General features: G+C 44.4%; 18 protein-coding genes. 10 read left to right on the forward strand and 8 right to left on the reverse strand.

Translation table 11 applies throughout. The annotated features are described in order from the left end of the window. Positions 1 to 45: 45 nt before the first annotated feature. Both malZ and QMY49_RS03335 read left to right on the forward strand, forming a co-directional pair. Entirely contained in the window at positions 46 to 1,872 is a 1,827-nt protein-coding gene (malZ, locus tag QMY49_RS03330; RefSeq protein WP_283312774.1) for a maltodextrin glucosidase, read from the forward strand. A gap of 113 nt (positions 1,873 to 1,985) precedes the next feature. Continuing rightward, the gene (locus QMY49_RS03335; protein WP_017189371.1) at positions 1,986 to 3,446 is read left to right on the forward strand and encodes a sensor domain-containing diguanylate cyclase; all 1,461 of its coding nucleotides are present in this window, start codon (positions 1,986 to 1,988) and stop codon (positions 3,444 to 3,446) included. Positions 3,447 to 3,511: 65 nt separating this feature from the next. On the opposite strand, the gene dusC is transcribed toward QMY49_RS03335, so the two are convergent. After that, positions 3,512 to 4,471, reverse strand: coding sequence for a tRNA dihydrouridine(16) synthase DusC (gene dusC / locus QMY49_RS03340; RefSeq protein ID WP_050922730.1), 960 nt, complete (start codon positions 4,469 to 4,471; stop codon positions 3,512 to 3,514). A 187-nt stretch (positions 4,472 to 4,658) separates the two neighbouring features. Between dusC and QMY49_RS03345 the strand changes: the two genes are divergently transcribed. Further along, positions 4,659 to 5,267: an SEC-C metal-binding domain-containing protein gene (locus QMY49_RS03345; RefSeq protein ID WP_005444758.1), complete on the forward strand. Its 609-nt coding sequence runs from the start codon at positions 4,659 to 4,661 to the stop codon at positions 5,265 to 5,267. A gap of 81 nt (positions 5,268 to 5,348) precedes the next feature. Here the strand turns inward: QMY49_RS03345 and dsbB are convergent, their stop codons facing one another. After that, positions 5,349 to 5,885 carry a disulfide bond formation protein DsbB gene (gene dsbB / locus QMY49_RS03350; RefSeq protein ID WP_283312776.1) on the reverse strand — a complete coding sequence of 179 codons (537 nt, stop codon included), beginning with the start codon at positions 5,883 to 5,885 and terminating at the stop codon, positions 5,349 to 5,351. An 85-nt stretch (positions 5,886 to 5,970) separates the two neighbouring features. Continuing rightward, positions 5,971 to 7,557 (reverse strand): Na(+)/H(+) antiporter NhaB, encoded by a 1,587-nt coding sequence (gene nhaB / locus QMY49_RS03355; RefSeq protein WP_009698498.1) that lies wholly within the window; start codon positions 7,555 to 7,557, stop codon positions 5,971 to 5,973. A gap of 639 nt (positions 7,558 to 8,196) precedes the next feature. On the opposite strand from nhaB, the gene fadR reads away from it, so the two are divergent. Next, a complete protein-coding gene (fadR, locus tag QMY49_RS03360; protein ID WP_005444763.1) occupies positions 8,197 to 9,036 on the forward strand; it encodes a fatty acid metabolism transcriptional regulator FadR in 840 nt (279 codons plus the stop codon). A 107-nt stretch (positions 9,037 to 9,143) separates the two neighbouring features. Here the strand turns inward: fadR and QMY49_RS03365 are convergent, their stop codons facing one another. Then, positions 9,144 to 9,950, reverse strand: a complete 807-nt coding sequence (locus QMY49_RS03365; RefSeq protein WP_017817846.1) for a hypothetical protein — start codon at positions 9,948 to 9,950, stop codon at positions 9,144 to 9,146. Between the two features lie 213 nt (positions 9,951 to 10,163). Beyond that, complete coding sequence (metG, locus tag QMY49_RS03370; RefSeq protein ID WP_017817847.1) at positions 10,164 to 12,224, reverse strand: methionine--tRNA ligase; 2,061 nt, start codon at positions 12,222 to 12,224, stop codon at positions 10,164 to 10,166. A gap of 157 nt (positions 12,225 to 12,381) precedes the next feature. On the opposite strand from metG, the gene apbC reads away from it, so the two are divergent. The 3 genes from apbC to QMY49_RS03385 all read left to right on the forward strand — a co-directional run bounded on the left by apbC (position 12,382) and on the right by QMY49_RS03385 (position 16,562). Further along, positions 12,382 to 13,458: an iron-sulfur cluster carrier protein ApbC gene (apbC, locus tag QMY49_RS03375; protein ID WP_283312780.1), complete on the forward strand. Its 1,077-nt coding sequence runs from the start codon at positions 12,382 to 12,384 to the stop codon at positions 13,456 to 13,458. Between the two features lie 181 nt (positions 13,459 to 13,639). Further along, entirely contained in the window at positions 13,640 to 14,281 is a 642-nt protein-coding gene (udk, locus tag QMY49_RS03380; protein WP_005433235.1) for a uridine kinase, read from the forward strand. 190 nt (positions 14,282 to 14,471) lie between these two features. Continuing rightward, positions 14,472 to 16,562: an AsmA family protein gene (locus QMY49_RS03385; protein WP_005444772.1), complete on the forward strand. Its 2,091-nt coding sequence runs from the start codon at positions 14,472 to 14,474 to the stop codon at positions 16,560 to 16,562. 92 nt (positions 16,563 to 16,654) lie between these two features. On the opposite strand, the gene cobO is transcribed toward QMY49_RS03385, so the two are convergent. Continuing rightward, entirely contained in the window at positions 16,655 to 17,260 is a 606-nt protein-coding gene (gene cobO / locus QMY49_RS03390) for a cob(I)yrinic acid a,c-diamide adenosyltransferase (protein ID WP_005444774.1), read from the reverse strand. Positions 17,261 to 17,377: 117 nt separating this feature from the next. On the opposite strand from cobO, the gene QMY49_RS03395 reads away from it, so the two are divergent. Then, a complete protein-coding gene (locus QMY49_RS03395) occupies positions 17,378 to 17,827 on the forward strand; it encodes a low molecular weight protein-tyrosine-phosphatase (RefSeq protein WP_005444780.1) in 450 nt (149 codons plus the stop codon). Positions 17,828 to 17,889: 62 nt separating this feature from the next. On the opposite strand, the gene QMY49_RS03400 is transcribed toward QMY49_RS03395, so the two are convergent. Both QMY49_RS03400 and rne read right to left on the reverse strand, forming a co-directional pair. After that, the gene (locus tag QMY49_RS03400) at positions 17,890 to 19,449 is read right to left on the reverse strand and encodes a SulP family inorganic anion transporter (protein ID WP_005444782.1); all 1,560 of its coding nucleotides are present in this window, start codon (positions 19,447 to 19,449) and stop codon (positions 17,890 to 17,892) included. A 327-nt stretch (positions 19,450 to 19,776) separates the two neighbouring features. Further along, positions 19,777 to 22,863: a ribonuclease E gene (gene rne / locus QMY49_RS03405; RefSeq protein WP_283312785.1), complete on the reverse strand. Its 3,087-nt coding sequence runs from the start codon at positions 22,861 to 22,863 to the stop codon at positions 19,777 to 19,779. Between the two features lie 312 nt (positions 22,864 to 23,175). Between rne and QMY49_RS03410 the strand changes: the two genes are divergently transcribed. Together QMY49_RS03410 and rluC are read left to right on the forward strand one after the other, a co-directional pair. After that, complete coding sequence (locus tag QMY49_RS03410) at positions 23,176 to 23,349, forward strand: hypothetical protein (protein WP_017189381.1); 174 nt, start codon at positions 23,176 to 23,178, stop codon at positions 23,347 to 23,349. A 151-nt stretch (positions 23,350 to 23,500) separates the two neighbouring features. Beyond that, a complete protein-coding gene (rluC, locus tag QMY49_RS03415) occupies positions 23,501 to 24,445 on the forward strand; it encodes a 23S rRNA pseudouridine(955/2504/2580) synthase RluC (RefSeq protein WP_005444789.1) in 945 nt (314 codons plus the stop codon). Positions 24,446 to 24,768 lie beyond the last annotated feature (323 nt).

The following is a 24,768-nucleotide window of genomic DNA, read 5'->3' on the forward strand; positions in this document are numbered from 1 at the left end:
TCTTTATTAAAATAGTGGAATATTCCAATACAAAGAGCACTTGCCATGTCCCTTCCATTTATCTTCCATAGCCAAACGAAAGATGGTCTTGAATTCGATGGGAAACGGCTGACCGTCGTTCTCAAAACGGATGACACCCAATTCGATTGCATCCATGTAAGGTGCGAGCCTGATAATGAAGAATATCTCATTGAGATGCAGCCTCATGGTAAAGCTGGTGAGTTGCAGTTGTGGAAAGGTCAGTTTGCTCCAAACAAAGATCGAGACGTGACACATTACGTGTTTAAACTTGTTAAGGGGGCGAGCCAGTTCTGGTTAGACGCGAGAGGTGTGCATAAGCGCGTTCCGCCCAAAGAGTTTCACTTTAAGTTAAACGTACAATCTCAGCCGCCAAGCTGGGTTCAAGAGCAAGTCTTCTATCAGATCTTCCCAGATCGTTTTGCTGCTAGTCAGGAGCATACCGCTATAAAAAATGCTTATGCACATCACGATTCAAGTGCCATGGTGAAGGCGTGGGGAGATGCCGTTGGAACGCACCAAAATACGGGGGCTCGCGAGTTCTTTGGTGGGGATCTAAAAGGCATTGAACAAAAGCTGGATTATCTATCCGGTCTGGGTGTAACAGCACTTTACTTTAACCCAGTTTTTACAGCGCCAAGTAATCATAAATATGACACAACGGATTACTTCCAGATTGACCCTATGTTTGGCACGAATGAGCAGTTTGCGCAGTTGTGTGAGCAAATTCGTGGCAAACAAATGAAGATTGTTTTGGATGCTGTGTTTAACCACACGTCGGTTCATCATCCTTGGTTTGATATCAAGCAAGAAGGTCAGGGCGCGTATGGAAATCCCAATTCAGATTTCCGTGATTATTACTTCTTCGAAGGTCAAACCAACAACTATATTGGCTGGAAAGGGATTGGTAACCTCCCTGTTCTCAATTTCGAAAATGAACAGGTACGTGATTACATCTACCAAAGTGAAGAAGCTGTGATCAAACATTGGCTCAAACCTCCGTATTGTGTAGATGGTTGGCGCTTCGACGTTATCCATATGCTAGGCGAGGGCGATGGTGCGAAGAATAATGCCCACTATGTGGAAGCTTTCCGTCAAGCTGCTAAGTCCACCAATCCGAATGCATATGTGTTAGGTGAACACTTCTTTGAGGCAACGCAGTGGCTACAAGGTGGACAAGAAGATGGAGCGATGAACTATTATGGCTTTGCCCACCCTGTACGTGCGTTATTTGCCAAACAAGACATTATGTATGATCCGATTGATATCAATGCGTTGGATTTCAAAGAATGGGTAGATGAAGCTCGTGCCAAAGTACCGTTTGCAAATCAGCTGTCGCAGCTTAATCAATTAGACAGTCATGATACCGCCCGTTTTCTGACGCTATTAAATGGAAATGAAGAAAAAATGCAAATGGCGCTTGCATTATTGATGACTTACGTTGGAACACCTTGTCTTTATTATGGCAGTGAAGTTGGACTAGAGGGAGGGCTCGACCCAGACAATCGACGTTGTTTCCCTTGGGACCAAATAACGACTTCTAAATGGTTCCCTTTGTATAAGGAATGGATAGAAATCCGTAAGAAATACAAGGCACTACAATGTGGTAGCTTACAATGGCTTCATTGTGGTGAACAAGTCATGGCATATGTGCGTCAATGGCAAGATGAAGCAATAGTTGTGGCATTTAACCTTAGCGACAGTGACCAAGATGTTAACCTACCATTGTGGCAACTTGGCTTAAATGCTAAACACCTGCATCAATTATTAGACAAAGGTGAACTAATGCCTGTTGAACGTTATTTTTCTGTCAATATCCCAGCAATGAACTGCAAAGTATGGCAGATGGAGTGACTTCGAGCGCCTTCTTTATTAAAATTTATGAATACATAAGTGAAAAACTATAAATAGCCCTTCGATAGCCTAAGCTTTCGAAGGGCTGATATTATTATAATCAATGGTGTTCAATGGGTACTAAAAGGCGATTTAGCCTCAAGTTTGTCATCTTCTTCCCCCTACTATTATTCCTTGCCGTCATGGTGGTGACTGCAAAGAACTACTATGACGCGATGAATCGCTACATTACATTAGAGTACGCGCAAGTTGATCGTGCTATTAATCGTGCTATCAAAGTATTAACGGCGCTGGATTACAGCTTTGTTAACTACTCCAACCCAGCTCACCCTCTGTTTCAAGAGCACAATCATATGATCAAAAATGATCTGTGTTTTGTTTGGCCGATTGATGTGCTGCTTTTAGAAAACAAGCACTCCGGAGGTCTGCCTGCCGTTGAACTTGACTACATGATTGTTGGACAAAAAGAACTGTGTGAACCAGGAACTAAACTGTTTAAGTTGGCAGAACAAAAAGCAGGGTTTGCTCCGTCTTTGTCATTTCTACATGATATCGAATCACATGTGATTGGTATTCACTATATTGATCAGCGTGGGTATGTTATTTCTTCTCCAGATACTTACGCTCAGTACTTTTCCAAAGCACTTTGGGAGACTTTAAAGGCGAGACCTTTCTGGCAGAAAACAGCGCAGGAAACCGTCAAAGTAACCATGTCTGGTCCCGCACCGATGTTAGATCGGCACGATGGGCAAGTAGTGAGCCTGACTGTACCTATCTACGAAAAGGGTAAACACCAAGGCGTTTTATCCATAGATTTTGATGTGGATAACTTACTTGAAACGAATGAAAACCTAATAGGTAAGTTACATATCATCTCTGGAATGATGGACATACCTAAGCATGTAATCCGTTTACAGCCAATAGAACATGAGCGTTTGAGCTCAAATCATCGCATATTCTATGAATACAATTGGTGGGATGAATTTAAGAATTTATTAGTCTTTGAAAAGTACAGCGTGGCTGTAGCGTTTTTCATCTACGTACTGAGTACTGTGGCCTTGTTCTTAGTGAATACCCGTACAGAGCGCCGTTATTTCCAAGAACTAGCGGCAAAAGACCCAATGACGGGGCTGCTAAACCGCCGTGGCATACAAGCGGTTTGGCGCAATAAAATGACCAAAAAACATGTTGCGCTCGCAGTGTTTGATATCGATGACTTCAAAGCAATCAATGATACACATGGTCATGATGTCGGCGACGATGCTATCCGTCTGGTTGCAAAGTGCATACGCGAGAACATCCGCCACTCGGACGTCGCATCCCGTTTTGGTGGCGAAGAGTTTGTCTTAGCGATTTATGATGAAGACTTTGACAGTATGCTTCGCATCTTAGAGCGTGTGCGAAGCGCAATTGCTAAAAACTCACGAAAAGTGGTGTCTGGTGGGTTCACAGTGTCGGGAGGGGTTGAGTTTCAGTCTTCTCCTCAACTGGAAAGCTTTGATGAGCTATTCAAACTTGCCGATGAAAAGCTTTACGAGGCGAAGAGCACGGGCAAGAACAAGATTTGCTATTAAGAATAGAGAAATACAAAAGGGCGATATCATCGCCCTTTTTTATGTACTAATGGGTTTACTCCGCGCTAAGCGACGTGAGATTGCAACTCATCTCGGTAGCGCTGAATATGTTCAACAATAGGCGCGGCTTTGTTAAACGTGCGGATTTCTCTAAATAGCTCGTTGGCTTCTGGGTAAGCTTGACGTAGATAGGAGAACCATTGTTTTACGCGGTTAGGGTAATACAGACCTTTGTCGCCCTTCATCTCAAATTGAGAGTAGTAAATCAGCAGTTCGACAACTTCTGACCAAGCCATTGGCTTATGATCGTATTTCACCATGTTACCAAGGTTTGGGATATTAAAGGCACCACGGCAAACCATCAGAGAATCAACGCCAGTCGTTTCGATGCAGCGTTGACCATCTTCGTAATTCCAAATCTCGCCATTTGCGATTAACGGGATATCAAAACGCTCGCGGATCTTTGTGATGTATTCCCATTTGATTTCAGAAGCTTTATAACCACCTTGCTTTGTACGAGCATGAACCGTTAACTCATTCGCGCCGGCAGATTGAATCGCGTCAACGATTTCAAAGCAGTCTTCAGGGTTTTCCCAACCTAAACGGATTTTTGCGGTAACAGGAATATCCGTAGGTACTGCTTCACGGCACGCTTTTACGACGTTATGGATCAACTCCGGATGCTGCAATAAAGCCGCTCCACCTTTACTTTTATTCACCAATCGAGCAGGGCATCCGAAATTAAGATCAATGCCACGAGCACCAAGTTCTGCCGCCTTGATTGCGTTTTCTGCCATCCAATTAGGCTCTTGTCCAAGTAATTGAACATGAACAGGTACGCCAGACGCGGTTTGTGACCCTTGAAGAAGTTCTGGACACAAACGGTGGAATACGTGATCAGGTAAAAGCTGATCGATCACTCGAACAAATTCTGTCACACACAGATCATAGTCGTTAATTTCGGTCAGGATTTGGCGCATCAAATGGTCCAAAACGCCTTCCATTGGACCTAATACAACTCGCATAGTTTACCTAATACACTTTGGTGGGAAAAAAGAGGGCGATTGTAGCGATGTGAGTGAAGTTTGTCATTAAAAGACTCATCAGCATCGAGTGACATCAACGAGCATCCTATATACCCAAGCATCTCGAGGTTACTTGGGTATAAGCTCTGGGGTATAATGCCGCCAAATTTATGAGAAACCAGATGTCATGCAATACACATTAATTGAGAAAGGTGAAGTTCAGTTCGATGAGTCTTCATTGTTTTTGGAAGGGGCAGTGCTCGCTGCTAACCTAACCACAAAACCATTAGCGCCAGAAACGTGGCTAGAGCCACTGCTTGGTGAGGGCTTTAAAGCTCTTCAGCCTGTCATCGAAGAGCAAATTCACAAACAACACAATTACATCCTGAGAAATGAGTACTCGATTCTCGCGTTGACCAACGATGATTCAGATCAGTTAGCTGACTTTGCTGAAGGTTTTATGTCTGTATGGTCCATGATTGAAGAGCAATGGCATGATGTCGTGCTCAACGATGGCTTAGAGCGTATGTTGCAAGCTTTGCTTACGACAATGATGCTAGCGATTGATGAAGAGCAAACGCAACAGCAAATGCGTGATGCGGGTATTGAAACACCGCCAGCACTAATGGATTTTATTGATCAGCTTGATTTGATGATTAACGAAGTGGCGCTTGGTGCTGATGAGCTAATGGTAGGTAAAAAATCCAAGAGCTTGAATCCGTTTAAGGATGTCGGTCGTAATGACCCTTGCCCATGTGATAGTGGTAAGAAGTTCAAGCAGTGCTGTGGTAAGTAATTGAACTAAAGATAAAAAGCCGACCATGAGGTTGGCTTTTTTGATTGGTTTAATCTGCTTTTAGTCCAATCAGTTGGAGCGTTACTGAATAGGGTTTTTACGCTTTCCGCCAAAGAACTGGGCAATCACAATAAAGGCAAGGGCGACTAAGTTACCTGCAAAGATCACCACAAGCCACTGAGGCATGGAAAGACCAAGGAACTGCCAAACGACCTTCGCACAATCGCCGTATGCTTCAAACATCCACGGAACCAATTGGTTTAATGGTGCCCAGCTAGGGAATGTGACAAACAAATCGCACGTTGCAAATGGCGATGGGTTGAACTGATAGTCCACATGTTGCATCGCTAACATCAAGCCTTTGTAAGCACTTGCTCCCCATGCGGCGAGCGCAATCCAACGTACTAATGGGTTATTGGGTGCAACAAGACCAATCATGGCAGCCACGCCAATCCCCATCATAGCGACACGTTCATAAATACACATGACACAAGGTGCCAGCATCATTACGTGTTGGAAGAAGAGGGCGCAAGCTTCAAAAAAGATGATAGCTAAAAGAAGGAGGAGCCAAGATAAGCGTCCCTTCGAAAACTGGTTTAGTGATGCAAAAATACTCACGATTACGATCCTGTTTGAAATATAAAAAAGCTCTGATTACTCAGAGCTTTTTAACTTGGATAAGTTTCCTAATCAACTCAAATTTTTAGTGTCCACCTGACACAACTGGAGCTAGATCACCACTACTAGGTACAATCCAGCCTGCATCGTAGAAGAATGCTGTCGCTGGTTCTAGGAAGAACATGATACCCATCAGACCAACAAGCGCTAATACAACCGTGTAAGGAAGCGCCATGATCACCATGCGACCGTATGATAGACGAATCAATGGTGCCAGTGCTGATGTTAGTAGGAATAGGAATGCGGCTTGACCGTTTGGTGTTGCAACTGACGGTAGGTTAGTACCTGTGTTGATTGCTACTGCCAGTAGGTCAAACTGCTCACGAGTGATCAAACCTTCCATCAATGCCGCTTTCACTTCATTGATGTAAACCGTACCAACAAACACGTTATCCGATACCATCGATAACAGACCATTTGCTACGTAGAATAAAGCGAGCTGTGTGCCTTTATCTTCTACTGCGAGTACAGAGTCAATCACAGGTTTAAATAGTTCTTGGTCAATAATTACCGCAACAACCGAGAAGAAAACAGCAAGTAACGCGGTGAAAGGCAGTGCCTCTTCAAACGCTTTACCCATTGAGTGTTCCTCGATAACACCAGTGAACGATGTTGCTAGAATAATCACTGAAAGACCAATCAAACCAACGGCTGCCAAGTGAAGCGCTAGCGCAACAATCAGCCAAACCGCGATTAGGCTTTGAACCCATAGTTTTGCAACGTCTTGGTTAGTACGAGTCTTGCGCTCTTCACGGTCGAAATCTACAAGGATCTGACGAACGTTATCAGGCAACTGCGCACCGTAACCAAACACTTTAAGCTTCTCAACAACGGCACAAGTAATCAGACCGCAGAAGAATACAGGCAACGTTACTGGAGCCATGCGGATCAAGAACTCACCAAAGAACCAACCTGCTTGGTCAGCAATAATCAAGTTTTGAGGTTCACCAACCATGGTTGTTACACCACCGAGCGCGGTACCCACACCTGCGTGCATCAATAGTGAACGCAAGAAAGCACGGTAGTTCTCAAGGTCGTCACGTGTTAGCTCAGTAATCGTGTCATCTTGAGTATGGTCATGATCACCAATTGGGTTACCAGAAGCGACTTTGTGGTAAATCGAGTAGAAACCTACCGCTACGCTGATAACCACCGCGATTACAGTCAGTGCATCTAGGAATGCTGACAAAAATGCTGCGGCGAAACAGAACGCGAGGGAGAGTAGCGTTTTCGAACGAATACCAAGCAGGATCTTTGTAAAGATGAACAGCAGAAGCTGCTTCATAAAGTAGATACCGGCAACCATGAATACCAATAGTAGAAGTACTTCGATATTCGCAACTAGCTCATGCTTCACCTGGGCAGGGCTAGTCATCCCGATAGCGACCGCTTCAATTGCAAGTAAACCACCTGGCTGAAGTGGGTAACACTTAAGCGCCATTGCTAGTGTGAAAATAAATTCCGCAACTAACAACCAACCTGCAACAAATGGGTCAATTAGGAAGAAGACAATCGGGTTAATAATTAGGAAGGCTATAATGGCAACTTTGTACCAATCAGGCGCTTTACCAAGGAAATTCTTGATAAAGGCATTTCCGAGCGACATCGGCATGATAATTCTCTTTATAACAAAATTATGAATAGACACTACAATAGTGCTTAAGTATCTGTTTGTTAGACTTATTATTTAGTCTTTTAAAACAATAACTTAGAAAAACAACAATCCATTGTTTTACTGTAGTCTTGCCAAGTTACTTCCCCTGAACTTAAGCACCGCTCACTTTCGACCGCAACTCTACACCCCGGCATTTATTAGTCAATAACAAAACGTGATGCTGCCGACTAAAACTGCTTTTTATTTGTAATAACGCGATCAAAACGGCGTTACTATACCACGAAAAGATTAAAAAAAATCACCTTGGAATTTAAAACCAAGTCAATTACTAGAAAAGATAAATTAAGAAAGAATATTAATCGTAAAACACAAATTTATTTTGCATATTTTGAGCAGAAAAGTGTGACGAGGTAGGCTTTATTTTTCCTGAGTTTGTGGTCTGTACATTTTATTCAAAATATAAATTTTGCGCGTTTGGTTCCAAGTGGTTAACGTTTTAAATTGAAAATATATGTAGAGTATTAACTCTATATTGGGATTTCGTTTCATTTATTGATCGTTAATTTTCGCAAATCGTTAAGTAGTGGTATGATGAGTCGTATCGACCCTTAGAAATCAAGATTGGATAAAAACAGAATGGTCATTAAGGCTAAAAGCCCTGCGGGTTTCGCAGAAAAATACATTATCGAGAGCATTTGGAACGGCCGTTTTCCTCCTGGCTCAATTTTACCCGCTGAACGTGAGCTATCTGAACTAATTGGTGTTACCCGTACGACTCTACGTGAAGTACTTCAACGTCTTGCTCGTGATGGCTGGTTGACTATTCAGCACGGTAAGCCAACCAAAGTGAACCAATTTATGGAGACATCTGGTCTGCATATCTTGGACACGCTGATGACTCTAGATGTTGATAACGCGACAAACATCGTCGAAGACCTGCTTGCTGCACGTACTAACATCAGCCCTATCTTCATGCGTTATGCATTCAAAGCAAACAAAGAAGCGTCTGAGCGTACTATTCAAAACGTTATCGAGTCATGTGAAGCTCTAGTAAAAGCACCTTCATGGGACGATTTTATCGCGGCATCTCCTTATGCCGATAAGATTCTGCAAAGCGTGAAAGAAGACACGGAGAAGGATGAGGCGAAACGTCAGGAAATCCTGATTGCTAAGACGTTCAACTTCTATGATTACATGTTGTTCCAACGCTTAGCGTTCCATTCTGGCAACCAAATTTACGGTTTGATCTTTAACGGTTTGAGAAAACTGTACGATCGTGTGGGCAGCTACTACTTCTCAAATCCAGCATCACGAGATCTAGCGCTGCGCTTCTACCGCCAACTTCTAGAAACGTGTGAAACCGGCCAACGTGATCAGCTTCCTGTTGTGATTCGTCACTATGGTATGGAAAGTGCTCAGATCTGGAATGAGATGAAGCAAGAACTGCCGACCAACTTCACGGAAGACGACAGTTAATCAGCGCTCTTAGCAAAAGATTCAAATACAAAACCGCAGGCATGTACCTGCGGTTTTTTTATTATTATTAGTAGCTCACCGAGAGCAGTCAAACCATCATCGAATCGTTAAGCTAAGGACAGTCTGGGCAATGGTAGGTAAAGGGTCTCTATGATGTCTGAGAGCATCTGGTCATAGGTATTGAACACAGTAAGGGACAAATCAGAAGTAATGTCGTACAACTCCTCTTCGCTCAGTGACAGTATTTCACCTTCTATATATTCATTTAGAGATTGAATCGACCTAGCGGACATCGGAGAGGCAACGCTCAAGGGGCTAATTACTGCCAATTGATTGAGTCTTCTAATCATTACCGATGCGTAATTTCTCATCCTTTCAGGTCCTCCTCTGTCTTGCATGTCTTGAATGCTGATACGGAGCTGTGTCAGCGTTTCTAAGCTATCAATCACGGTTTGCCAATTCATATGGTACTCGTCATGTAACTCGTCTCTCTGGGCAATAGCGAGCCATGCGATGGTAACCTCATCCATTAAGAACAAACTATGGCGGATCAGTTTGCCATGCTCCATCTGATTCCGTGCTACCGTGTTGTCCTGCCATTGTTCTATCAACTTATCGATTTTGATTTGCAGCACGCGATACATGGGTTTGTTCTCAAAGCGAGAAGTTTCCACGAGCTGATGCAGTTTATAACCTAACTCCTGATGAATTTGCTCTATCTCTTTTTCATGATGTTGTTGGTATTGGATAGAGTAGTGGGTCACCGCTCGGTGACGGCGTAGTAGGTGAACCACATCGCGTAATAAGGTGAGTAATTGATATTTGCGAGCATGTTGTTTTTCTCGCTTCGCTGCCAAATGATAGATCCCTGCCAGAATGGCAATCGAGATCAAAGTAGAAATCAAAACAAACATAACCAACTCCTTGTTAGTGCTGTTGACCTAGCAACTAAGTAAGAGCATCTTTGATGCCAATAGTTAAGTTGTTTTAAAACAGTAGCTTAGCTTTTTTATGGATAAAGAACTGTACGATTTTGGTGCGTAATTTCACCAAAAGTGTGAATTTTGTCAAAAAAAATCCCCGCCAAATTGGGCGGGGATTTTTACGTTTGATCGTAAAGTGACGAATTACATTACACGCATGCCTGGTTGAGCACCTTCATGTGGCTCAAGGATCCATAGGTCGCTGCCACCAGGGCCCGCTGCTAGGATCATGCCTTCTGACATACCAAACTTCATCTTACGAGGTTTTAGGTTCGCTACCATTACGGTTAGCTTGCCTTCTAGCTCTTCAGGTTTGTAAGCTGACTTGATGCCAGAGAATACCTGACGAGTTTCACCGCCGATGTCTAGTTGGAACTTAAGCAGTTTGTTTGCTTTTGGCACTTCTTCACACGAGATGATGCGAGCAATACGCATATCAACCGCTGCAAAAGCATCGAACTCAATCTCTTCAGCGATTGGATCTTTATCTAGCTCAGTTTGGCTAGCTTTGTTCTTTTCTGCTTCCGCTTTTTCTTTTGCTGCCATTTCTGCCGCAGCGTCTTCCTTCGATGCTTCGATCATCGCTTCGATGTTCTTAGGATCGATACGGTTAAACAACGCTTTGAACTTAGTGATCTCGTGACCAGTCAGTGGTGCAGCGATGCCTTCCCAAGTTAGCTCTTCGTTTAGGAATGCTTCAGTACGCGCTGCTAGTGCAGGCATCACTGGTTTTAGGTAAGTCATCAGCACGCGGAACAGGTTAATGCCTACAGAACAGATTTCTTGCAGTTCCTGATCTTTGCCTTCTTCTTTTGCAACAACCCAAGGTGCTTTTTCGTCAACGTATTGGTTTGCTTTGTCTGCTAGTGCTGTGATTTCACGGATCGCACGACCAAACTCACGAGTTTCGTAAAGCTCTGCAATGCGGTCTGCTGCTGCAACGAATTCGTTGTATAGCTCAGGTTCTGCAAAGTTTTCAGCCAACTTGCCTTCAAAACGTTTAGAGATGAAGCCAGCGTTACGAGAAGCTAGGTTAACGATTTTGTTTACTACGTCAGCGTTAACACGTTGAGTGAAGTCTTCAAGGTTAAGGTCTAGGTCGTCGATACGGCTGTTTAGTTTTGCAGCGTAGTAGTAACGCAGACACTCTGGGTCTAGGTGGTTTAGGTAAGTGCTTGCTTTAACGAACGTACCTTTAGACTTAGACATCTTCGCACCGTTTACTGTTACGTAGCCGTGTACGAATACATTGTTTGGTTTACGGAAACCGCTGCCTTCTAGCATTGCTGGCCAGAATAGTGAGTGGAAGTAAACAATGTCTTTACCGATGAAGTGGTAAAGCTCAGTTGAGCTGTCTTTCTTCCAGTATTCGTCGAAGTCTAGACCTTCAGTCTTGTCACATAGGTTCTTGAAAGAAGCCATGTAGCCAACTGGTGCATCTAGCCATACGTAGAAGAATTTGTTCTTCTCGCCTGGGATTTCGAAGCCAAAGTAAGGCGCATCACGTGAGATGTCCCACTGTTGCAAACCAGACTCGAACCACTCTTGCATCTTGTTAGCAGTTTCAGATTGTAAAGAACCTGAACGAGTCCACTCTTTTAGCATGCTTTCGAACTGAGGTAGGTCGAAGAAGAAGTGCTCAGAGTCTTTCATGACTGGCGTTGCGCCAGATACTGCTGATTTCGGGTTAATCAGTTCAGTTGGGCTGTACGTCTCACCACAGTTATCACAGTTGTCACCGTATTGGTCTTCTGACTTACACTTAGGACAAGTACCTTTTACGAAACGATCCGGTAGGAACATTTCTTTCTCAGGGTCGAACAACTGAGAGATAGTGCGGCTAGAGATAAAGCCGTTTTTCTTCAGCTCAAGGTAGATGTGAGACGCTAGCTCGCGGTTCTCGTCTGAGTGTGTGCTGTGGTAGTTATCAAAGCTAATATCAAAGCCAGCGAAGTCTTTCTGATGCTCTTCGCTTACTGCAGCGATCATCTCTTCTGGTGTAATTCCCATCTGTTGTGCTTTTAGCATGATTGGCGTGCCGTGAGCATCGTCAGCACAGATGAAGTTTACAGTGTTGCCACGTAGGCGTTGGTAGCGAACCCAGATATCAGCTTGAATGTGCTCAAGCATGTGACCTAGGTGAATCGAACCATTAGCGTACGGAAGGGCACAAGTTACCAGCAGTTTTCTTGGATCGTTTGCCATACTTAATAATCGCTTTTTGATAGGTATAAAAAATAGAGAGTAATACTACCCCATGAGCTTCCTAACGCCAAGGCATCAAACCATGGATTGCCTTAGTTTTTTTGGGGTTCTGAATCTCGCCGCTGGGTGCTACGATTAGATGCATAAAGGAGGTCTCATGCATCAGTTCACTTCAAAACAAGATTTTTGTCATTGGCTCAACCAGTTCCAACATCCACAGTTGGTGGAAAACTGGGCGGACATTCACGGTATTGTCGTGATTCCCGCACAAGGTGGCATTCAAATCACTTTACCTTTCGCGAGTAACGAACTTCAAGTTTCGTTATCCGATTGGATACAAGAGCAACAAGCATCAGGTGACGTTCCTGCATTTGATTTCCAGATTGAGCTCAACGTTAAAGCACTTGAGACTCAAGTCACCAATGCGGTAAAGGGCGTTAAAAACATTATTGCGGTAAGTTCCGCGAAAGGTGGGGTTGGGAAATCAACCACAGCAGTAAACCTTGCCCTCGCAATTGCGCAATCCGGAGCAAAAGTCGGTTTGTTAGATGCCGATATCTATGGTCCATCGGTTCCTATGATGCTTGGTCAAGAAGACGCTAAGCCTGAAGTTAGTGATGCTAAGTGGATGGAGCCTATTTTTGCCCACGGAATCTATACTCATTCTATTGGCTACTTAGTCGATAAATCGGAAGCAGCCATTTGGCGTGGTCCCATGGCCTCTAAGGCCTTATCACAGCTACTGACAGAAACGGATTGGCCAGAGCTTGATTACTTGGTGATTGATATGCCACCGGGTACGGGGGATATCCAACTAACGCTGTCTCAGCAAATTCCAGTAACAGGTACGGTGCTTGTTACAACACCGCAAGATCTCGCATTGGCGGACGCACGTAAAGGTGCGGCGATGTTCCATAAAGTCAACGTGCCTGTTGTCGGCGTCGTTGAGAACATGAGTTACCACATTTGTAGTCAGTGTGGGGCTGTTGAGCATATTTTCGGTACTGGTGGTGCAGAGAAAATGTCACAAGAATTTGGCTTGGCGCTGCTTGGGCAAATTCCGCTTCATATCTCTATGCGAGAAGACATTGATGCTGGTATTCCGACCGTGGCGAGACGTCCGAATAGTGAACACGCTGGTTATTATAAACAACTTGCTGATCGTGTTTGTTGTACAATGTATTGGCAAGGCAAAGCCAAACCTGATGCAATCAGTTTTACTATGGTGAACTGAGTTTAATATTAGCACTGGTTGAATATTGTTCATTTAAACGTTTGCTCGGAGGTTAATCCTCTGAGCTCACAGAAACTTATAACGAAACCCTAATTCCAACTAGTAACGAACGGGTGAACTCCCTATAATCACGCAGTTTATCTTTTTATGTGACTAGAAAATCATCATCGGGTGCAAATTAATGTCTGATAATAATCAATGCGTCATCGTAGGTATTGCTGGCGCTTCTGCTTCTGGAAAAAGTCTGATCGCGAGCACTATTTACAATGAGCTTCGCGAGAAAGTGGGCGATCATCAAATCGGTGTCATCACGGAAGATTGCTACTACAACGACCAAAGCCAACTAAGCATGGAAGAGCGTGTAAAGACTAACTACGACCACCCGAGCGCGTTAGACCACGACCTGCTGTGTGAACACTTAGAAAAATTGGTTCGTGGCGAAGCAGTAGAAGTACCTGAGTACAGCTACACTGAGCACACTCGTACAAGCAATACCACTCCAATGACCCCTAAAAAGGTCATCATTCTTGAAGGTATCTTGCTTCTGACTGATCCGCGTCTTCGCGACTTAATGCACGCGACAGTATTTATGGATACGCCATTAGATATCTGTCTATTGCGTCGTGTTAAACGTGACGTTGAAGAGCGTGGTCGTACAATGGAATCTGTTCTTAAGCAATACCAGCAGACAGTACGTCCGATGTTCATGCAATTTATTGAACCTTCTAAGCAATACGCGGACATCATCGTACCTCGCGGTGGTAAAAACCGTATCGCAATCGATGTTCTTAAAGCGCACATTGCAAAACTTCTGAAAGCTTAAGCGTTTAGACGGCTATATCGCTTTATTTTTGTATGAAGAAGTGGCACCTTAGGTGCCACTTCTTTTTTTTGTTTTTAAATTAGTCAGTTGCACTACAAAATCGGACATTTTTCACGCTTTCGTGGAACGGTCAGCGATAAAACAAGTCTGTGCTTATAATTGTAAAAACACTCGAGCAAGGAAAAAGCGAATGAAGAAACTGCTCTTAATCATTGCCATTCCAATTGTGGCGATCTTAGCTGTCATTTTAGGGTTGGTTATTTTTGTCAATCCAAACCAATTTAAACCACTTATCGTGGAGCAAGCGCAAAAGCAAACTGGATTGGAACTCGTAATCGAAGGGGATATCAGCTGGCAGTTTTTCCCGTCGATTGGTTTCGAATTGGGTCGTACTGAACTGAGAAACCCACAAGGTTTTAGTCAACCAAACCTATTTAAAGTCGAGACAGTAGGTGTTGATGTCTCGGTTACCCCGCTATTAAGCAAACAGCTGGAAATTGGTAATGTCACCCTTGATGGTGCGGAGTTCTATCTTGAAACACTGAAAGATGGCACGAAGAACATTGATGCGTTAACCAAAGCACAAACTCAACAAGCAGAACAAACGACCGAAGCTTCGCCAGAAAAAGCGGCAGACTCACAAAGTGCTGCTTCTGATTGGACGATCAATCTCGCTGGAGTCAGCATTTCAAATGGCTATGTTGAAATCCAAGACAAGCAAACAGGTAGCTACACTAAGCTTTCTGACATTTCTTTAAACCTTTCTCAGTTTGCTTTTGATAACTGGACAACGGCTGATTTCGGCATGAAAGGTGAGATGAATGACCAAACGTTCACAGCACAAGGCAAAGCGGACTTTAAAGTAGCAAAAGGTCTGGCGAGCTACGCGCTGAAAAACATCAACTTTGATGCGACTTACGCTGATCCTGCAAACAAAATTGACTCAGCAACTATTGGCCTAGATACGTTTGAGTTCGATAAAGTGAATAACTTGAGCTATGCATTGAAAGGTGACGCTGGTGGTATGAAGCTCGATATGCAAGGTGGTGGTGAGCTAAGTATCGATAAGGCGATCAGTAAGGTACAACTGAATAAGCTGACGTTGAATGCGACTTTTGAGGGAGATGCGCTACCGCAATCACCAATGAAAGTTGATATGGTCTCTGATCTTTCATTCGACCTCACTAAGAATCATCTGAGCTTTGTGCTCGAGAAACTTACGGCGAACGCAATTGCGCTCGATGGTAAAACAGATGTGACTCTGGGTGATATTCCTAAAGTACGTTTTGCAGTGCATAGTCCTAATATCGATTTGGACGAATTCCTTGGCTTGAATAAGCAAGCTCCTGCGGGTGATAAACCAGCATCAGGTGGCAACAGTAGTGCATCTACTGGTCCTGAAGTTGAGCCGGACTTGTCTGCACTAAAAACGCTTGATGTGAAAGGCAATATTACGATTGACAAATTTAAGGCGGCTAATGCGAAGATGGAAGCAGTGAAAGCAAGCTTCTCTGTTAATCGTGGTGTCTTTGATCTTACTTCATTCAGCTCTAAGTTGTACCAAGGCACGATCACTGCGACAGCCAAACTGGACGCGCGTAAATCACCTGCCACATACTCTGCGAAGAAATCAATCAAAGGTGTACAAGTCCAACCGTTACTTGTCGATGTAGCAAATAACGACATGCTGGAAGGTACTGGTAACATTGATGTCAATGTGAGTGGTAAGAGCCTAACGCCAACTGGCATCAAAAAGAACCTTGTTGGTACAGTGGTGATCAATTTTGCAGATGGTGCTGTGAATGGCATTAACGTTGCTCAGCTAATCCGCGAAAACTACGCGCGATTTAAAGGTCAAAGCATTGAAGGCACAGATGAAGTTAAGAAAACCGACTTCAGTGCGATGACCGCGACGTTGAAGTTAAATAAAGGCACGGTCTCAACGGATAACATGAAAGCGCAGTCTCCACTTCTTCGTGTTCGTGGTAAGGGGCAGGCAAACTACTTGAATGAAACTGTTGATTTCACCATTAGTACTTCGATAGTGGGTTCATTGGAAGGTCAGGGTGGTAAGACCATTGATGAATTGAAAGACATCACTATCCCTATCAACGTTTCTGGCAAATGGGCAGATCCTAAGTTCAAGCTAGTCTTTGATGACGTGTTGAAACAAAAAGCTCAGAAAGAAATTGATCGTGGAGTAGAGAAGCTCACGGACAAGATCAAAGATGAGAAAACAAAAGAGGCGGTAGATGGTTTGTTGAAGAACTTGTTCAACTAAAGGACCAACCTTCTTTATGAGGATATAGGTAAAGTAAAAGGGTTGGCATTGAGCCAACCCTTTTTAGTCTTTTCGGAAGCAACGGCGGACGCTTACCAATCTATGCCTTTCAGAGCTTTAACTCCGGATTCAAAGGCGTGCTTAACGTTTTTCACTTCTGATACTGTATCTGCCATTTCAATCAAAGTACGGTGCGCTCCACGTCCTGTAATGACGACCGATTGCATTTTAGGGCGATTATTTAGTGCTTCGACGACTTCGTCTAAGTCTATGTACCCGTAACTCACCATATACGTTAGTTCGTCGAACAGAACCACATCAATTGATTCATCGGCAAGCATACGCTTACATTCTTGCCAAACAAGTTGGGCGGCTTCAGTATCGGCTGTTTTGTTTTGGGTTTCCCAAGTAAAGCCTGTTGCCATAACTTGGAACTCAACACCTAGCTTTTCAAGTAGGTTACGCTCGCCGTTATCCCATGTACCCTTGATAAACTGCGCTACGCTGCACTTCAAACCATGACCAACTGCACGCGCAATTGTACCAAAACCGGAAGTCGATTTGCCTTTCCCATTACCAGTGATGATCAGTAATAAACCTTTCTCCTCTTGGGCGGCTGCGATTTTCGCGTCTACCTGCTCTTTTACTTTTTGTTGGCGCGCCTTGTGGCGTGCTTCTTTGTTTTCGTCGATAGACATAATGCTTCCTCAATTCCTTTTTTGAACTGACCCAAGCCGATTTGGGTTCATTGAATTATCTCGTTATGATAGACCAACAGTTGATGAAGAAAAACCATCGATAATTCAGGGAATAAAATGAAGAAATTACTCGTTGTTTGTATGGGAAATATTTGTCGTTCGCCAACTGGTGAAGCGGTATTAAGATCTAAAGCCAAAGAACTGGGCATATCAGTGGAAGTGGACTCTGCAGGGACCATTGGTTACCACGCCGGAAATCCGCCTGATGCTCGCGCCATGCAAGCGGGAAAGCAACGCGGTTATTCGTTCAAAGGAATGCGTTCTCGCAAGGTAACAGTTGGGGACTTCGATGAATTTGATATGGTGTTAGCTGCAGACAAAGCCAATCTCGCCGATCTGTTGGATATTTGCCCGGTAGAACACCGTCCTAAAGTGTCGTTGTTTTTAAGTCATGGTGACTCTGATTATGACGAGATCCCAGACCCATATTACGGTGGCGATGCTGGTTTTGAACTGGTACTGGATTTGATTGAAGAGGCGTCAGAAGCGATTTTGAAAAAAATCTGAGTATTTATTAGCTTAAATTGATAGCAAAAGGGATGAGTCATGCTCATCCCTTTTTGTTTTTATTAACCTGCAAGTACGTCGGTTGCAACCTTATAGCTTGGGTCTTCTTTTACGTTGATTTCAACCAAGCTACCTGCTTTATCTAGTAGCTTACGGCAATCTGGGCTCAAGTGACGTAGGTGAAGTGTTTTACCAAGTGCGGCGTAACGCTCAGCCAACGTTTCAATCGCTTCGATTGCAGAGTGGTCTGTTACGCGAGAGTCCGCGAAATCAACGATGATGTCTTTTGGATCGCCATGTGCGTTAAACAATTCTAGGAAGTTTGCCGCAGAACCAAAGAAGATAGGACCGTGGATCTTGTACTCTTTTGAGCCTTCTTCATTTAGACGCGTATCTGCGTAGATGTGCTTAGCATGTTGCCATGCAAACATTAGCGCAGATGCAATCACACCCACGGCTACTGCAACAGCTAGGTCAGTCAGCACCGTCACTACTGTTACAAGAACGATAACGAAGAAATCTTGCTTAGGTACGCGACGTGCAAGTTTGAAGGTTGCCCATTCGAATGTACCGATAACCACCATGAACATGACACCAACGAGTGCAGCAAGTGGAATCATCTCAATGAGTGAAGAAGCAAACAGGATGAACATTAGCAGAGCGATAGCCGCAACGATGCCTGATAGACGACCACGACCACCTGAGTTTACGTTGATCATTGACTGACCAATCATCGCACAACCACCCATTGCACCAAACACAGAACACGTCATGTTTGCCATACCTTGACCGATACATTCACGGTTAGATTGACCGCGAGTGTTAGTCATTTCATCCAGCACTGTTAGTGTCAACAGAGACTCGATCAGACCGATAGCGGCAAGGATGATTGCGTAAGGTAAAATGATTTGCAGAGTTTCTAGAGTGAAAGGTACCGCTGGAATAGAGAAGGTCGGAAGAGAACCCGCCAAAGTCGCTGCTTCATCGCCAGACATAGTACGTAGGAAGTCAACTACGGTACGTGTTTCTAGATCCAAGCCAACAACAAGTGCAGTAACGGTCACGATCGCAACCAGAGAAGAAGGCACTGCCGTTGTGATCTTCGGTAGGAAGTGAATGATAGCCATTGTTAGCGCAACCAGACCTAGCATTAGCAGCATTTGGTCTTGTGGTAGCCACGTTAGCATACCGTTAAGGTCTGGTGCTTTGAACTGACCTAGTTGTGCAAGGAAGATAACGATAGCCAGACCGTTTACGAAACCAATCATCACCGGATGAGGAACGATTCGGATAAATTTACCTAGCTTAAATAGACCGGCTGCAATTTGAAGAATACCCGCCAACATAATTGCGGCAAATAGATATTGAACACCGTGAGTTGCAACAAGCGACACCATAACAACTGCCATTGCGCCAGTCGCACCGGAAATCATACCTGGTCGACCACCGAAAATAGAGGTGATAAGACCGACAATAAAGGCTGCGTAAAGACCAACCATAGGGTCTACACCAGCAACAAATGCAAATGCTACGGCTTCAGGAACCAATGCGAGCGCAACAGTTAGACCTGATAGCACGTCGTTTTTTACGGAGTGCTTAGAAAATTGAGGAAATTCGAACATGTTTTGTATTGAGTTCTCTTGGCGATGAATTTCTCCCGACACATATTCGTATTTGCACAAGTACTGCTGGTGAAAGTGAAGTCACTTCTATCAGCACAAACCGTATTAAAAAAAGAGCCGCATCAGAATGGTGTCGAAAACTTGAGTCGGCGAATGCTACCGAAAAGTGTGATTAAGTTCAACAATGAAGGGGATATTGACGCACAAATGTGATCAGTCATTGATATTAATATAGCTAATTAGAGTTAACACTTACTTCAACAAAAAAGGCTGCCGATTGGCAGCCTTTTGTTTCGTATTTCGCTTAATGCGATGACAAAGTAAAACTTAGTTAAAGTTCGGTTTTGTCATTACTGCTGATGCACGGTTTGTTGCTACTTGGCTACCTGCGCCTTTCGGTGCGTAGCGCTCAGCTTTAAACGGTGCCGCTGTAACCGTAATTTCGCGAAGCTCTTGAGGACCTGGCGCTTTAGTCATTGGAGCACTAGCGCGTGGCTTAGCAGCTACTTTGATAACTTCTGCTTTAGGTTTTTGCGTTTCTACTGGCGTTTCTGCTGTAACTTCTGTTACCGCTTCTTCTGCCACTTCAACGGCTGGTTCCTGAGCTGGAGCTGTTTCAACAGCAGATTCAGTCACTTCGACAACAGGTGCTTCAACGATTGGCTCTACTTGCGTTGTTTCAACTACTGTAGCTTCAGCTTGCTCAGCAACGGCAACCTCTACCACTGGCGCTTCCGCAACAGGCGCTTCTACTTTCGCTTCTACAGATTCTTGAACTTTCGTTTCAACTGCTGGTGCTTCAACAACTGCAGGTTGTTCACGACGGATGATTACTTTACCCATCGCCATTTCAGGGCAAGCAAAACCACCTTGAATTGCAGGAACTGCTGCTGCCGTTACCACTACTTCTTCCTTCACTCGCTCTTCCTTCTTAGGCGCTGGTTTTGGAATGTAACGTGGCATCACTTTACCCATTGCCATCTCAGGAGATGCTACACCACCTTTACGTAGGCGGAATGGGTTAGGACGACGATCGCGACCACGACGACGACGTTGACCGCTTGCACGTAGGTGACGTGGTGAACGGCGGTTACGACGCTGTTTAGACTCTGCTTTGTTGTCTTGTTGCGCTTCTGCTGCTGCCTCAACTGGCTTCTCAACAGTTGCTTCAACTGCTTCAACAGGTTGTGCTGGTACTTCCAGCTCTGCTTGCTCAGCCGCTTGCTGGTCTTTAACACGTACAGATTTGTTTAGTTTGCGACGTTGACGGCGCTCTTTCACTTTCTCTGCTTTTGCGTTTGACTTCGCTTTATTTTCTTCCGGCTTCGCTTCTGAACCAGTACGAGCTTCAGCAGCTAGCTGCAGACCTTTTTCCGCGACTTTCGCGTTAACTTTAGGCTCTTGTGCTTTTTCAGCTTGTTGAGCTCTAGGTTTACGTTTCTGGTTGCGGTTTTGCTGCTTGTTAGGCTGCTGTTGTGTTTCGTTCTGCTCAGTCGCTTGTTCTTCACGCGGTTTACGACGACGTTTGTTATCGCGGTTGTCACGACCTTCGCGGTTATCACGCTGGTTGTTGTTGCGACGACGATCGTTGCGGTCACGCTTGTTGCGCTTGTTATCGCGGTTTGGTTTTTTCTCTTCTTTCTTAGGTTCTTCTTTAACTTCTTCAGAACCACTGAATAGGAAACTACCAATTGCTTTAAACAGACGGCTGAATAGACCTGGTTTTTCTTCTTGCGGAACTGCTTCTTTCTTCTTCGCTGCTGGAGCAGGTTTAGAAGTTGCTGCTGGCGTAGGAGCAGTTTGCGCTGGCGAAGCAAAACCTTTTAATACAGGCTCTTCGATACGCTTAGGCTTGACATCAACCTCTGCTGGCTCTTTGCCTTCTGCTTCTTTCATTGCTTCCAGTTTCTTAGGAAGTAGGTAAGAAAGCAGGTCAAACTCTTCGCCTTCTCGAACACGGATAACTTCGAAGTGAGGCGTTTCCATGTCTGAGTTTGGCACAACCGTAATCTTCACTTCTTGAATACGTTCGATGTGGTTGACCGAGCGACGTTTTTCGTTCAGAAGGTAAGATGCGATCGGCACAGGCACTACTGCTAGTACTTGGGCTGTATTGTCTTTTAGAGCTTCTTCTTCGATCAGGCGAAGTACAGAAAGTGCTAGAGATTCGTTATCACGAACAACACCTGTACCGCTACAACGAGGACAAATATGGTGGCTTGCTTCTGCTAGAGAAGGGCTCAAACGCTGACGAGACATCTCCAACAGACCAAAGCGGGAAATGCGACCGATTTGTACACGAGCACGATCTAGACGAACGGCTTCACGCAGACGGTTTTCAACTTCACGCTGGTGGCGCACCGGTGTCATATCGATAAAGTCGATAACCACCAAACCACCAAGGTCACGTAGACGCAATTGACGAGCGATTTCGTCTGCTGCTTCTAGGTTAGTATTAAGCGCTGTTTCTTCGATATCGCCGCCTTTGGTTGCGCGAGCCGAGTTGATATCGATAGATGTTAGAGCTTCCGTTGGGTCGATTACGATAGAACCACCTGATGGTAAGCGCACTTCACGTTGGAAAGCCGATTCAATTTGGCTTTCGATTTGGTAGTGGCTGAATAGTGGTACTTCGCCTTCGTATTTCTTAACGCGGCTGATGAAATCAGGACGTACTAGTTTGATGTGCTCTTTAGCACGCTCATAAATGGTGTTGCTGTCGATTAGGATTTCACCGATATCACGACGTAGGTAGTCACGGATTGCACGAACGATTACGTTACTTTCTTGGTGGATTAGGAAAGGAGCAGGGTTAGAATCTGCCGCGCCCTTAATTGCACCCCAGTGGTTAAGTAGTACGTTCAAGTCCCACTCAAGTTCTTCTGCACTCTTACCTACGCCAGCAGTACGTACGATTAGACCCATACCTTGCGGCAGTTCTAAAGTGCTTAATGCTGCTTTTAGTTGAGTGCGCTCGTCACCTTCGATACGACGAGAAATACCGCCGGCACGAGGGTTATTAGGCATAAGAACAAGATAGCTACCCGCAAGAGAAATGAAAGTAGTTAGAGCTGCGCCTTTACTACCACGTTCTTCTTTTTCCACTTGAACGATAACTTCTTGACCTTCAGTCAGCACTTCTTTAATGCTTGGGCGACCTTGGTAAGTGTAACCTTCTGGGAAATATTCGCGGGCAATTTCTTTGAGAGGGAGGAAACCGTGACGCTCAGCACCGTAATCAACAAATGCGGCTTCTAAGCTTGGTTCGATACGTGTGATACGTCCTTTGTAGATATTCGCTTTTTTAGATTCATGACCCGGACTCTCGATATCAAGATCGAAAAGTCGCTGGCCATCAACCAGAGCGACACGCAACTCTTCTTTTTGAGTTGCGTTAATTAACATTCTTTTCATTGAAAATTTCTCGTTGTCTTTTCTTTTATCTTTCTTTTCAACTTGTCACTGGCTTTTCGCTCTTTCACGGTGCCTGATCCCATGGCTTATATTTTGCAGCCTCCCGGCTGGAAGGGGATGCTCTAGGGCACTTCAGTCATCACAAATTGCTTTGGGTTTCGTTGGAAACGTTAACTTGTGACCCGCTATTCGGGCGGTAGATACTCAACGTGAATATGCGAGGAGTAGAGTGACAAGTGTGTTGAACTCAACGTGTCTTACGCCAATGCTGCACCTGACGTTCAACAATCTACTCACATTGCTTGGGGATAAATGATTGGTAATGAACAAAATGTAACCAAACCTTCCTTAGCAGCTGTGAACTATAGCAGTGCAGGTGGATATCAGCAATCTGCTTTAGCGCAAACGATGGAAAATTTGGCGCTAAATTCAATTTTTGTAATTTATAACTGGCTGTTTCATAAGCACTTGAGTCTTGCAAACTGAGAAAGACACAAATCAAAACGAGAAGTTGATAAAGGCTTTTAATAATCTAAACAAAAGCTTGGCGAGTTTTAGAACAATTTATGACAACGAGTGTTTCTTTTGCAGCAAGAATAATGTGAAGTCACACAGATTTGGGTTTACAATACCGCGCATGAGCGAAATAAGAACAAAAGTCCAGTTCGTTGATATCGACGAAGATATGGCAGGTCAACGCATTGATAATTTTTTGCGTAACCAATTAAAAGATATCCCTAAGAGCATGATTTACCGAATCGTGCGTAAGGGGGAAGTGCGCGTCAACAAAAAGCGTATTAAAGCCGAGTACAAACTCAAGGCTGGCGATCTCGTACGTATTCCACCAGTAACGGTAGAGAAAAAAGAGGACGACGTTGCGCCAAGCACTAAGTTGAACAAAGTAGCAGAGCTAGAACATATGATCATTTTTGAAGACGATCATATGCTGATTCTAAATAAGCCCTCTGGTACAGCTGTGCATGGTGGCAGTGGTCTTAAATTTGGTGCTATCGAGGCACTTCGTGCGTTACGTCCGCAAGCTCGCTTCCTTGAACTTGTTCATCGTATCGACCGCGATACTTCTGGTATTTTATTGGTGGCTAAGAAGCGTTCAGCATTGCGCCATCTGCAAGCGCAATTTCGCGAAAAGACCGTGAAGAAGTTCTACTTTGCCCTCGTGATGGGGGAGTGGAAAAGCAGCTGTAAGGTCGTGAATGCGCCGCTACTTAAAAACGAAGTGAATAGCATCGTGCGTGTGAACCCAAATGGGAAGCCGTCAGAAACTCGATTCAAGATTCTGGAAAAGTTTGACCAAGCAACGCTTATCCAAGCTAGCCCAATTACCGGTCGTACTCACCAAATTCGTGTGCATACTCAATACACGGGTCACCCAATTGCATGGGATGATCGCTACGGCGACCGTCGCTTCGATGCTTACACTGGGCAAGTGGGCTTAGACCGTTTGTTCCTTCATGCAGCGAACATCAAGTTCCAACACCCATCGAATGATGAGTGGATGGAAATCAATGCGCCGATGGAAGCGAGATTAGAGAAAGTACTCGCGGGTCTGCGTAAGAAGTAGAGGTGAGAGCGGGCTTCACCCTATGGGATAGCAAGACTGCTTCGCTTCGAAAGATGAGAAAAGAGATCCCCAACTCGCTCGTTCCTCACTCTTGAGGATGACGCGCTGCGACTTCTGAATCTAAGTGGGTAATTCTTATTTTTAGAGGAATGGGCTGACACAGCGTCTTTCCCGAGAGCGACGAAAGAGCATTGTCGGGAATCTCTATCTTAGATATAGAGTGATTAGTTTGACGCTGTGATTTTAATCTTCTCGCACTGGCATTTAAAAAAGGGTTGGCGCTTTCTCATGCCAACCCTTTAACGTTTATTAACTATCAATAC

The sequence above is a fragment of the Vibrio harveyi genome (assembly GCF_030060435.1).
Lineage (GTDB): Bacteria > Pseudomonadota > Gammaproteobacteria > Enterobacterales > Vibrionaceae > Vibrio > Vibrio harveyi.